The following is a 12,876-nucleotide window of genomic DNA, read 5'->3' as shown; positions in this document are numbered from 1 at the left end:
TGCCTAGCCCTCCACTTCCTGCATGGGATTATTATCATCTGCTTTTTTGTTCTTCGACTTAAATTTAAAAATATTGAATAAACCCTCCATAGCTGCTAAAAAGATAAATATTGAAATAATCATATCTATTGAAGATTTTGGTATATTTGTCTGTCTTTCTAACCCAAGAGAACCAGACTTTAATACTGCAATAAAGAATGCCATAAAAGGAATCTTTTTTAGATCGTTCTTAGATATTAATGAAATCAGCATTCCGTCAAAGGCGATCCCATAAGAAAAACTATCTAAAAAGTAACGATAGACCCCTAAACTTTCAATTCCTCCGGCAAGTCCTCCAAAGGCACCGCTTAGCATCATACCGATTACCATAAACTTCTTTGAAGAAATACCTATATAATCCGAGAAATAAGCGTTAAGACCAACACTTCTAATTCTATAACCAAAGGTAGTTCTATAAAGAACATAATATATAGCTATAAAGGCAGCTATTGCAATGAATATTCCTGCATTAGCTCTACTCGGAGATAAGAGTCTAGATATTTTTGCACTATCCATTACCTCAGGGGTTCGAGGTGAGCTGCTTTTTCCTGACATCGGACCACTAACCAAATAAGAAGCAAGGTAGATAGCAACATAGTTCATTAGAATTGTTACCGTCACTTCGTTTACACCGATATATGCTTTTAAATATCCTGGGATCAATGCCCACAATGCTCCCACCAACATACCAAAGGAAAGTGCCAGTGTAATATGCAACACTGAGGGTATGCCTACAAATCTATAACCAACCCATGCAGCTGCCAAAGCTCCTAGAATCAGCTCTCCTTCAACTCCTACATTAAATACATTCACTTTAGCTGATATTGCAAAGGCAATAGCTGTTAAAAAAAGGGGCGTAAATAGTTGTAAAGTGGTTCCAAGATTTAATTTACCTTTGAAAGCTCCTGTTAGAAGCCTCGAATAGGCTTCGATGGGGTTGTACCCCATAAAGGTGATCACCAGGCCGCCAATGATAAAGGCAGCAAAGATTGATAACAGCGTATTATTATTTTTGAGTTTCAACTTCATCAGGTTTTCCCCCCGTCATCATAAGTCCTATTTTTTCAACATCAGCATCAGCAGCATCAACAATGTCCACAATTTGACCTTCGTATAATACAGCAATCCTATCGGAAAGACTCATTACTTCTTCTAAATCTGCAGATATCAGCAGGATAGCACTATTATTCATTCTAGCCTTCATCAGATACTTTCGAATCTCTTCAATAGAACCTATATCAACCCCTCTAGTAGGTTGAGCAGCTATAAGTAGTTCAGTTTCAGCTCCTACTTCTCTAGCAACAATCACTTTTTGAGCATTTCCACCAGAAAGTCTACCAGTTAGAGTATTTATATCTCTTGGTCTTATATCAAATTGTTCTGACCTTAAATTGGCAAAGTTATTGACTTCTTTGTTGTTAAGAATACATTTTTTTGCAAAAGGTTTTTTATAAAAGTCATTGGCAATTAGGTTATCCCTTATGCTCCACGCCTTATTTAGTCCTCTTAAGTTTCTATCTTCAGGAATATGTGCAATTCCAGATTTTCTTATTTGTACTGGAGAAATGTTTTTTATAGATTTCCCCTTAAATATTACTTCACCACTTTCGATTTTTCTCAGTCCCGTAATACCTTCTATTAATTCAGTTTGTCCATTACCGTCAACACCTGCAAAACCTAATATTTCCCCTGCGGAAATGTCAAAACTGATGTTTCTAATTTTTGATAATTCTCTATTACTAGGAATAAAAACATTTTTTACTTCTAAGACCACATTGCCTTTTTTCATAAAGGGTTTCTTCACTTCTAAAAACACTTCTCTGCCAACCATTTTCTTTGCTATTTCTGGTATGGTTGTTTCTTCTTTTTTTACTGTATCGATATACTTGCCACTCCGCATTACACTAATCCTATCACTTATATCCATCACTTCTTTTAACTTGTGGGAAATAAATATAATCGACTTGCCATCTTCCTTTAGCAAGCGTAGTATTTCAAAAAGTTTCAGTGTTTCCTGCGGCGTTAATACTGCCGTTGGTTCATCTAAAATAAGTACATCTGCCCCTCTGTAAAGTATTTTTAATATTTCAACTTTTTGTGCCTCTCCTACTGGGATGTTCATTACCTTTTTTTCTAAATCTACATTCATATCGTAGGTTTTTATATAATGATTTATTTCTTTATAAGCTTTTTCGTAATCGATCCTTCCCTTTATATGGGGCTCAAAACCTAAAATGATATTTTCAATGACTGTAAGCTCTTTTACCAACATAAACTCTTGGTGTACCATACCAATTTTATTTTCTATTGCTTTTTTAGGGGTAAAATTACTTACTGCTTCTCCTCTAATGATTAATTCTCCACCATCGGGATTTTCCATGCCATAGACAATTTTCATAAGCGTTGACTTTCCTGCACCATTTTCTCCTACTAAAGAGTGAATTTCCCCTTCTACTAAGTCAAAGTGCCCCTCTATAATTGCCTGAACATGTCCAAAGTTTTTTTCTATGTGGTTCATTTCAATAATTTTTGTCTTCATCATTTACCCCCCTTATTGACAAAACAGCTTTTATTTTATTAGAGGGGCATAATGCCCCTCTTTGATTATTTTTAGTTTCTTCCAAACCCTTCGTAGTTTACCACCACAATCTCACCATTTTTAACTAATTCTTCAATTTCTTGAATTCTGGTTAGTATATCTTCTGGGAACTGATCCCCAAGGGCATTTTTCATGACACTCATATCCGTTAAACCAACACCACCATTATTGATATCCATATAAAGTGTTTCTCCACCTTCAAAGGTATCATTAATTACAGAACTTATAATTTCATATGTAGTAACATCCACTCTTTTTAACATAGATGTTAAAATATGTCCTGGTTTTAGTCCATCTTGATCGATGTCTACCCCGATGGCATAAAGACCTCTTTCTTCTGCTGCTTCTAATAAGCCATTACCAGTACCAGATGCAACATTCATGATAATATCTATGTTTTGATCATATAATGCATTGGCTTGTTCTTTACCAGCCACTGGATCAGAGAAGGTTCCTACAAACACAGATACTACTTCTACCTCTGGGTCAATGTAAGCAGCTCCCTGCTTATATCCACCTAAAAAATCATGTAATACAGGAATATCTGAACCACCTAACCATCCAATTTTTTTATCAGGGTTTACACCATCAATCTCTGTTCTTGTAGTAAACATAGCTGCTGCTGCTCCAGCAAGAAAAGATCCTTCATTTTGAGCAAAGATTGCAGAAACAACATTGTCCATTGGATTTCCATTGTCATCAGTAACTACACCATCAATCACTGCAAATTTGCTTTCTGGATACTGAGGTGCAACACTTTTAAGTACATCTGAGTAAACATAAGATACACCTAAGATCAGATTATACCCAGCTTCTGCCGCTGCAATGGCGTTTGGCTCCCATTCAGATGCAACATCTGTTTCAAATTCTCTGATTTCTACATTGTCATACTCCGCTAGTATTTTTTGTAAACCTTGATGCGCTGAATCATTGAAGGATTGATCTCCTAAATACCCTGAATAAAGAACAGCAATTTTGTAAGAATTTTCTCCTTGTGTTTTTGTTTCTTCTGAACCACATGCTACCAACGACAACATCAGTACAACCACTAAAATTAAACTCAATTTTCTTTTCATGACATTCTCCCCTTGATTTTTATTTTCCTTTTCCCCTTTTTTCTTGTTGCATATCTCCTTGTAGCAATGACTATTTCTTTTCAGCTATGAATTTTTCTACGTCAGAAAGCATAGGTATTGAATCTTGTGCACCTTTAGTTTGTACTGCAATTGCACCAGCTGCATTAGCAAACCTCATAGACTTTTTTAAATCACCTCCTTTTACAAATGAGGCTATTAATGCTCCTGTAAAAGTATCTCCAGCAGCGGTAGAGTCAATTGCATTCACTTTAAATGCTTCTTGGTATTCTACTTTGTAACTAGCATCCATATATATCGAACCTTTAGATCCCAAGGTAGCAATTACACATTTAACACCCTTATTAACCAGTACAGACATTGCTTTTTGTATATATACGTCCTCTACAACTTGTATACCGGACAGTTCTGATAGTTCAGTTTCATTTACGATTAACATATCTATTTTTTCATACAGCGTTTCTTTGATCTGTGCCACAGGCGACGGATTCACGATAACCTTAATGTCCTCTTCATAGCATTTTTCAATTGCAAGCTCTACCGTTTCAATTGGGACTTCATACTGCAATAAGCAGTAATCAGCTACTCTAAATGCAGAGGCTTTTTCATTTATATAGTCCTTATCCACTGAATAGTTTGCACCAGGGTCAACAACAATGGTATTTGTCCCTTCCTTATCTACATTGATGAAGGCAGCACCAGTTAAAACCCCTTCCTCAATCCCTATGTACTCTGTTGTCACCCCTTCTTTTTCAAGACTAGCTATTAAGGCTTTGCCGTTTTCGTCCTTACCTATTTTCCCAAGCATAATTGCATTAGCACCGAATCTTGCTATAGCTACGGCTTGATTACTTCCTTTCCCGCCACAGAATTTATTTACTTCCTTTGCAATAATCGTTTCTCCATCTTTTGGCAGGTTTTCCACGGTGATCACCGTGTCCATGTTCAAACTGCCTATTACAAGAATCTGGCTCATAGCATGTCCTCCTCATTGAGTTCTATTTTCTTCTTCTTGATGTGGTTTCTCTTATAACAAGCTCTGTTTTTAGCACCAACTTTTCAGCATCTACTTTCTTTTTCTCTACCAAATCAATCAATGTATTTATAGCCTTACTGCCTATAGCATAGCTTGGCTGTCGAATCGTTGTAAGTTCTGGTGTCATAAGGGATGCTAAGGAAATATCGTCAAACCCTACAACACTGATGTCTTCGGGAATTTTGTAACCTCTTCTTGTCAGCCCTTTGATTACACCAAGTGCAATCATATCATTACCACAAAAAATTCCAGTCGCCGCTTTATTCTTTACAACTTCTGCAACAATTTGCTCGCCAAATTCACTAGAATAATCTCCAAAAAATATATTTTCTTCTTTATAAACTAACCCATGATCAACATGTGCTTTTTTATACCCCTCTAGCCGCTCTGTCGTAGGTTTAATTCCCAGTGAGCCAGAGATATAAATAATTTCTGTATGTCCTAAACTAATCAGATGATTCAAGGCATCATATGCACCTTGAAGGTTATCAATAGATATTTCTCCAGCAATATTCGTGAAGTTCACATCCCTATCAACCACAACCACTGGGATAGATAGTTTATATTCTTTCTCTCTTTTCTTATCACGATGGCTTGCACCAGCTAATACGATACCATCTACTTGTTTTTCAATGAGCATATTCATATAGCTAATTTCTTTATCTAAATCATCATCAGTATTACAAAAAAAGATATTATAGCCCCTTTCATTTGCAGCATCTTCTGCCCCTCTTACCAATTTAGTAAAATAAGGGTTTTGTACATCTGGAATGATCAGTCCCACCGTCTTTGTTTTTTTTAAGACCATACTTCTTGCCAACCTGTTGGGGGTATAATTTTCTTCCTTTATTATTTTTCTCACTTTTGCAACAGTGGCATCACCAATATCATCTATTTTGTTGTTTACAATCTTTGAAACTGTTGTCGTTGAAACATTCGCAATTCTCGCTATGTCTTTAATTGTGACAGGCATCTTAACACTCCTATATAATCTACTTAAACGTTTTAGTTAAACGTTTAAGTAGATTATACCATGTGTTCCTTTTTTATGTCAATAATCCACAATGTAAATTTATCATATAATTTGAAAACATCTAAATATTTTTTCAATACTTTAATACTTAAATCATAGACATTAGCTTAACACAATTATTACGAAATTTTTCTTGAATTGTCATTCTGCTAATACTAAAATCCCTCAACTCCGCTTTGCTCCCCTAAGAATGACAAATTATGGTTTAGGTTAACGCTAATGATGCTTAAAAAATAGAGGAATGAATCTATGCTGAAGTTTATAAGGCATAGTTTCATTCCTCTAATCTGCTATTTTGTTAATTTCACTCTTACTCTTTTTAAAACTTTGTGTTTATACAAACAGTACATTTCATAAAGCAGTGAACTCCTACAACGTCATACTGTTCAATAAATCTCTAAGCTTCTTCAACTCCTCAGCTGTTAAAGTAACCCCTTTTCCCATCTTCTGGTGCTCTGGGTCCCAATCTCTTAAATCATACTTTGCTTCCCTTCCATTCCAGCTTATTAGGTTTAACTCCTTTTTCCATCCCTTTGCAGATTCAGAAATTTCCCCAAGGTTTTTTTGTATTTCAAACTTTAATTCCGCCATGCTATCCATCCTTTCTTTATCTGATTTTTTTCTTTTAAGATTAAGACCTCCACCTCTAAGCGTTAGCGTAGGTGGGCTTTTCAAATCAGGTGGAGTAGACTCTCCACTTGATTCCCCAATGTTTCAGCTTGCTGAAACGAGTTTACTTTATAAGTCCTAATTCATATAATTTATCTATCACTATTCGATCTGTTGGAAAGGCTAGTACTGGTATATCCTCATAGTAAAAATAATCCACCTTATCTAAATCATCTCCTGCTGCTAAGCTTCCATCCACTACCTCAGCTAAAAACCATATACCTACTGTATGCTGCTTAGGATTATGAAAATTAGACAACACGTGAAAGATCTCTTTGGTTTTGATATGAAGCCCTGTCTCTTCTTGGAACTCCCTAGCCACCGCCTCATAGACATCTTCATCCCATTCAACATAGCCACAGGGAATACACCATGTTCCACTATAACTACTATTTCTTTTTCCTAATAACACTTTCCCCTCCTGTAAAACAATTGCAGCTACGCCTACAATAGGGTTTTGATAAAAAACGAATCCACAGTCAACACATTTAGGCTTGTTTATCTCCTTAACATCATTGATGGATAATTTACCACCACATTTGGGACAAAATTCAAACCTCATGTTTTCATCCCCTCCCTCTTAATTTGTCTTATAGATATGCGCTTCTAAAGTTAAATTTTAATATACACGGTCTACGGTTTCGCCTCAAAACCGCAGGCTGCAAATGTAGCCCTTAGTATATTAAAATTTAGGGGCGCACATCTATGTTAGTTTCTTCTATCAATTGCTTTACAAAGGGAACATCCGCTGGTGCAAAAACATAGTTTTGTAACTCTTGGGGTTTTATCCATAAAACCTCATCATGATCCTTTAGTTGCATATCTCCCATCAAAATTTTAGCTAAATAGGCAATTAACTTAATTTTAATATTACCATAATCATGTATATTGGTAGCATAGTAGGCTTCTACTTGAATTTGCAGGTTCATTTCTTCTAACAGCTCTCTTTGCAAACTGATTTCTGGCTCTTCCCCCTCCTCCACCTTACCTCCGGGAAACTCCCAAAAGCCTGCTAAAACCTTACCTTCTTTTCTTTTGGCAATCAAAATTTCTTCCTCTTGATTTTTAATGATGGCTGCTACTACTTCAATCATTTAATTCTTCCTTTCTATCCTTTATACCTTTTTTTATGAAATATTTTTATACATAAGTTGCAATAAAACTTTTTATATATTACCCTTATTATAGAGGAAAGAGACGATAAAATATTTACAAAATATCAATTGAACATATTTCCAAATAAAAGCAACCTGACTTCCCTTCAATAGGAGTCAGGTTGTTTTAGGGTTTTCTTGGTTTTTATGAAGTAAATCTTTATTTAATACCTAAATGATAGCCTTGAAGAGACTTCATCTCACCTTTATTTTCAAAGGCTTCTCTATAAGCTTCAATCCCTTTAGCAGTGGCACTGGCAGCAGCAATCGTCGTAATATATGGAACTTTATGCTTGATAGCAGCCTTTCTTATATAAGAATCATCCTTTTCACTCAACACTCCAGTTGGTGTATTAATAATTAAATGAATCTCCTTGTTGGTTACACTGTCCATAATATTTGGTCTGCCTTCATATAACTTTTTAATCACTGTAGATGCTACACCGTTTTCTCTTAAGAAATTATTTGTTCCCTCAGTTGCTTTTATTTCAAAGCCTAGTTCATCAAATTTACGAGCTACCTGCAGCACATCCTGTCGGTCTTCTTTTCTTACACTGATTAAAACCGTACCAGAGGTAGGCAATAACCCTTGTGTTGCCTCCTGAGCCTTGAAGAAAGCTAACCCGAAGGAATCAGCTATTCCTAAAACCTCACCAGTAGATCGCATTTCTGGTCCTAATACAGGATCTACCTCATGGAACATATTAAAAGGAAATACAGCTTCTTTTACTCCGTAATGTGGAATATTTCCAGTCTTCATACTAGATACAGCAGGTTTTTTTCCTGTTTCACCAGACATCATGATTTCAGTAGCAATACGAGCCATAGATATATTACATATCTTTGAAACCAGTGGAACAGTTCGAGATGCCCTTGGATTCGCTTCCAACACATAGACACGATCATTTGCAATAGCGTACTGTATATTCATTAGACCTACTACCTTTAATTCTTTTGCTATTTTTTTCGTATATTCGTTGATAGTTGTTAAGTGCTTTTCAGGAATACTAATTGTAGGTATTACGCAAGCGGAATCTCCTGAATGAACCCCTGCATATTCTATATGTTCCATCACTGCAGGTACGAAAGCATCTACGCCATCAGAAATTGCATCTGCTTCAGCTTCAATAGCGTTATCAAGAAACTTATCAATCAAAATAGGCTTTTCAGGAGTGATGTCTACTGCTGCATTAATATATTGACAAAGCATTTCTTCGTCATGTACAATCTCCATTCCTCGTCCTCCCAAAACATAAGAAGGTCTTACCATCAGTGGATAACCAATAGCAGTGGCAATAGAAATCGCTTCTTCAAGATTACTTGCCATACCGGATTCTGGCATTGGTATTTCTAATTTCTCCATCATGTTTCTGAATCTGTCTCGATCTTCAGCAAGGTCGATGGCATCTAGTGCTGTACCTAGAATCCTCACCCCTGCTTTTTCAAGTTCTCCAGCAATATTTAAAGGCGTTTGACCTCCAAATTGTACAATCACCCCGATAGGTTTTTCTTTTTCATAAATACTTAAAACATCCTCTACAGTAAGAGGTTCGAAATATAACTTATCTGATGTATCATAATCTGTAGAAACTGTTTCAGGATTACAATTAACAATAATGGTTTCAAAGCCCATATCCCTTAAGGCAAATGCCGCATGTACACAGCAGTAGTCAAACTCAATCCCTTGTCCAATTCGGTTAGGACCTCCACCTAAAACCATAACCTTTGGCTTATTACTAGCAGTGGTTTTATCCTCTGCATTGTATGTGGAATAATAATATGCAGCATCCTCCACACCACTTACAGGTACTGGTTCCCATCCTTCTACTACGCCTAAAGCAGTACGGCGACTTCTAATTTCCTGCTCTGGCAGGTTTAGCAGTTTAGCTAGATAGCGATCAGCAAAGCCGTCTTTTTTTGCGCCAATTAATAAATCATCCGGTAATTGAGCATCTTTGTATTTTAATATCTCTTCTTCTAATGATACTAACTCCTTCATTTGTTCAATAAACCATGCTTTAATATGGGTTAAACGATGAAGTTCATCAACTGTGGCTCCTTTGCGTAGGGCTTCATACATGATAAACTGACGTTCACTGGAGGGCTCTGCTAGTAATGCCATTAACTCCTCTAGTGTACGTTTGTTAAAATCCTTGGCAAACCCTAGACCATATCGTCCTATTTCAAGGGAACGAATGGCTTTTTGAAAGGCTTCCTTATAGTTTTTACCTATACTCATAACTTCTCCAACAGCCTTCATTTGCGTTCCTAGTTTATCTTCAGCTCCTTTAAACTTTTCAAAAGCCCAACGAGCAAATTTTACAACTACATAGTCTCCTGATGGTGTATATTTATCTAACGAACCATCTCTCCAGTAGGGAATCTCATCTAGTGTTAAACCAGCGGCTAACATAGCAGAGATAAGTGCTATTGGAAATCCTGTAGCTTTTGAAGCTAGAGCAGAGGATCGAGAAGTACGTGGATTTATCTCAATAACCACGATACGATCTGTTTTAGGATCATGGGCAAATTGTACATTTGTCCCTCCAATTACTCCAATGGATTCTACTATATCATAAGCATGTTTTTGTAAACGCTGTTGTAATTCTTGGCTAATGGTTAGCATAGGAGCTGTACAAAAAGAATCTCCCGTATGCACACCTATAGCATCAACATTTTCTATGAAACATACTGTTATCATTTTATTATTGGCATCTCGAACTACTTCTAATTCTAGTTCTTCCCAGCCTAAAACAGATTCTTCTACAAGAATTTGACCTACAATACTTGCCGCAATTCCACGCTTAGCAATCAGTCTTAGCTCATCAATATTATAGACAAGTCCACCGCCTGTGCCCCCCATCGTATAGGCAGGTCTTATAACCACAGGAAAACCAAGCTTCTTAGCGATTTCTTCCGCTTCCTCTACACTATAGGCAGGTTCACTTTTAGGCATTTCAATACCCAGCTTTTTCATGGCTTCTTTAAATACGATACGGTCTTCGCCTCTTTCTATAGCATCTAACTGAACACCGATGACCTTTACTGCGTACTTTTTCAACACACCAGCTTTCTCTAATTCTATACTAAGGTTTAGAGCTGATTGCCCTCCTAAGTTTGGTAATAATGCATCAGGTCGTTCCTTCTCAATAATCTCCGTTAATCTTTTTACATTAAGGGGTTCAATATAGGTTGCATCAGCGGTACCTGGATCAGTCATAATAGTGGCAGGGTTAGAATTTACTAATACAATCTCATAACCTAGGTTTCTAAGGGCTTTGCAGGCCTGTGTACCTGAATAATCGAATTCACCAGCTTGTCCAATGATAATTGGTCCTGAACCAATGATCATAATCTTGTTAATGTCTAAACGCTTTGGCATAAGTAATACCTCTTTTCCTCATTATTTTTTCTGCATAGAAATATTATGAATTATTGCATACGAATATACTCATAAAAATAAAACATTTCTTATAATTATACATTTTGTAGTAAATACCTGTCAATATAGAATTTGTAATATGCAGTTTTATAATGCGAATTTTTTGGTTGGAAATGACTGGTGACCCAACAACCCAGAAATATCTACTGAGTGGGGTTACGTAGGAAGGTATTAATGTGCCAATTTTCTCCATATAATATGTTTTTTCCATTCCTAGCAACCATAAAATTTTTATACCCTTCTGAATATTTTTACAGACATTTTAAAACTGCAGTAGAAAGAAACTCAGCGATCTAACTATGGATTTTAGCTGAAGTACGCTAAAATAGAGTCCCTTGCTACTTTAATCATCAATTGAATCTCATCATCGTTTATTACATAAGGCGGCATAAAATAAATAATATTTCCTAAAGCTCTTAATAAAACACCCTTTTGAACAGCTATTTTATATATTTCGTATCCTACACGCCGCCTCCAATCAAACTCTTCCTTAGTTGTTTGATCCTTCACTAGCTCAATAGCTCCAATCATTCCAATTTGCCTAAATTCTCCTACATAAGGAAGATCTTCTATCATTTCCTGAACCTTTATTTTTAATAATTTCGATTTTACTTTATTTTTCTCTATGATATTTTCTTCCTCAAATATCTTTAGGGTTTCTACAGCAACAGCACAGCCAAGGGGATTGCCTGAATAACTATGACTATGTAAAAACGCCTTCATAGTAGGATAATCATCATAAAAGGCATCATAGATTTTATCTGACATCATGGTTAAAGACAAAGGCAAATAGCCTGCTGTTAATCCTTTAGATACACACATGATGTCTGGGGAAATACCAGCATGATTACAGGCAAACATTTCTCCCGTTCTTCCAAATCCAACCGCTATTTCATCCGCAATGAGGTTTATATCATATTTATCACATAATTTTCTCAACTTTTTAAGATATTCTGCAGGATATATTTTCATGCCAGCCGCCGCCTGTACCATCGGCTCTATGATCATGGCAGTGATTCCTTCATGTTGTTCTTCGATTGTTTTTTCCATATGCTGAAAGCATTCAACACTACAATCATCTCTATTTCTTCCATATGCACATCTGAAACAGTCTGGTCCCTGCACTCTAGTAACATCTAGAAGTAGTGGTTTATATATTTTATTATATAAATCCACACCTCCTACAGAAAGTGCACCTATAGTCTCTCCATGGTAGGCATCTGTTAAGGCTGCAAATTTTGTTTTCTTGGTTTTACCAATTTGCTGATGATATTGAAAACTAAGCTTTAAGGCAATTTCTACGGCTGAAGAGCCATTGTCGCCAAAAAACACTTTACTTAGACCCTTCGGTGAAACTCCAATGATTTTCTCTGCTAAGGCTATAGCAGGCTCATGAGAAAAGTTTGAAAAAATAACGTGTTCTAATTTGTTGGCTTGGGTATATAATGCATCATTTATTCGTTGATTGGAATGTCCAAACAAATTTACCCACCATGATGATACTGCATCTAAGTACTTCTTTCCATCCATGTCTTCAAGAAATACCCCTTCTCCCCGCTTGATGACAATAGGAAGGAAAGTTTCATAATCCTTCATTTGTGAACAAGGATGCCAAATGTACTTTAAATCCCTCTTTTGAAAATTCCTCATCTCACTCATTCTATCTTCTCCTTGTACAGCTCAACTTTTTTTACATTAGCGTTAATTTAGATCATAATTTGTCGTTTAAAAATCTTTCTATAGTCTGATTCAGAGCAACAAGCTTCTTCCCTATTGCAAGATCCTTCGCTATGCTCAGGATAACAACTTG

Annotated in this window: 10 protein-coding genes; all 10 read right to left on the bottom strand. The window is 36.3% G+C overall.

Annotation, left to right across the window (positions count from 1 at the left end; genetic code table 11):
- Window positions 1-3: 3 nt before the first annotated feature.
- The 10 genes from CACET_RS06670 to bioA all read right to left on the bottom strand — a co-directional run bounded on the left by CACET_RS06670 (window position 4) and on the right by bioA (window position 12,725).
- Entirely contained in the window at window positions 4-1,068 is a 1,065-nt protein-coding gene (locus CACET_RS06670; protein WP_044823605.1) for an ABC transporter permease, read from the bottom strand.
- Entirely contained in the window at window positions 1,046-2,578 is a 1,533-nt protein-coding gene (locus CACET_RS06665) for an ABC transporter ATP-binding protein (RefSeq protein WP_144414734.1), read from the bottom strand. The genes CACET_RS06670 and CACET_RS06665 overlap by 23 nt, the downstream gene beginning before the upstream one ends.
- Before the next feature lie 71 nt (window positions 2,579-2,649).
- Entirely contained in the window at window positions 2,650-3,714 is a 1,065-nt protein-coding gene (locus CACET_RS06660; RefSeq protein WP_044823603.1) for a BMP family lipoprotein, read from the bottom strand.
- Between the two features lie 70 nt (window positions 3,715-3,784).
- Window positions 3,785-4,708, bottom strand: coding sequence for a ribokinase (gene rbsK, locus CACET_RS06655; RefSeq protein ID WP_044823602.1), 924 nt, complete (start codon window positions 4,706-4,708; stop codon window positions 3,785-3,787).
- 22 nt (window positions 4,709-4,730) lie between these two features.
- On the bottom strand, window positions 4,731-5,741 hold the full coding sequence (locus CACET_RS06650; protein ID WP_044823601.1) for a LacI family DNA-binding transcriptional regulator: 1,011 nt from the start codon (window positions 5,739-5,741) through the stop codon (window positions 4,731-4,733).
- A gap of 429 nt (window positions 5,742-6,170) precedes the next feature.
- Complete coding sequence (locus tag CACET_RS06645) at window positions 6,171-6,392, bottom strand: YdbC family protein (protein ID WP_044824048.1); 222 nt, start codon at window positions 6,390-6,392, stop codon at window positions 6,171-6,173.
- A gap of 142 nt (window positions 6,393-6,534) precedes the next feature.
- On the bottom strand, window positions 6,535-7,032 hold the full coding sequence (locus CACET_RS06640; protein ID WP_044823600.1) for a nucleotide triphosphate diphosphatase NUDT15: 498 nt from the start codon (window positions 7,030-7,032) through the stop codon (window positions 6,535-6,537).
- Window positions 7,033-7,159: 127 nt separating this feature from the next.
- Window positions 7,160-7,564, bottom strand: coding sequence for a (deoxy)nucleoside triphosphate pyrophosphohydrolase (locus tag CACET_RS06635; RefSeq protein WP_044823599.1), 405 nt, complete (start codon window positions 7,562-7,564; stop codon window positions 7,160-7,162).
- Window positions 7,565-7,784: 220 nt separating this feature from the next.
- On the bottom strand, window positions 7,785-11,006 hold the full coding sequence (carB, locus tag CACET_RS06630) for a carbamoyl-phosphate synthase large subunit (RefSeq protein ID WP_044823598.1): 3,222 nt from the start codon (window positions 11,004-11,006) through the stop codon (window positions 7,785-7,787).
- 366 nt (window positions 11,007-11,372) lie between these two features.
- A complete protein-coding gene (gene bioA / locus CACET_RS06625; protein ID WP_479722657.1) occupies window positions 11,373-12,725 on the bottom strand; it encodes an adenosylmethionine--8-amino-7-oxononanoate transaminase in 1,353 nt (450 codons plus the stop codon).
- Between the last annotated feature and the right edge of the window lie 151 nt (window positions 12,726-12,876).

The sequence above is a fragment of the Clostridium aceticum genome (genome assembly GCF_001042715.1).
Taxonomy (GTDB): Bacteria; Bacillota; Clostridia; order Peptostreptococcales; family Natronincolaceae; genus Andreesenella; species Andreesenella acetica.
The sequence above is the reverse complement of the archived record's forward strand: the minus strand, read 5'-3'. Positions and strand labels throughout refer to the sequence as shown.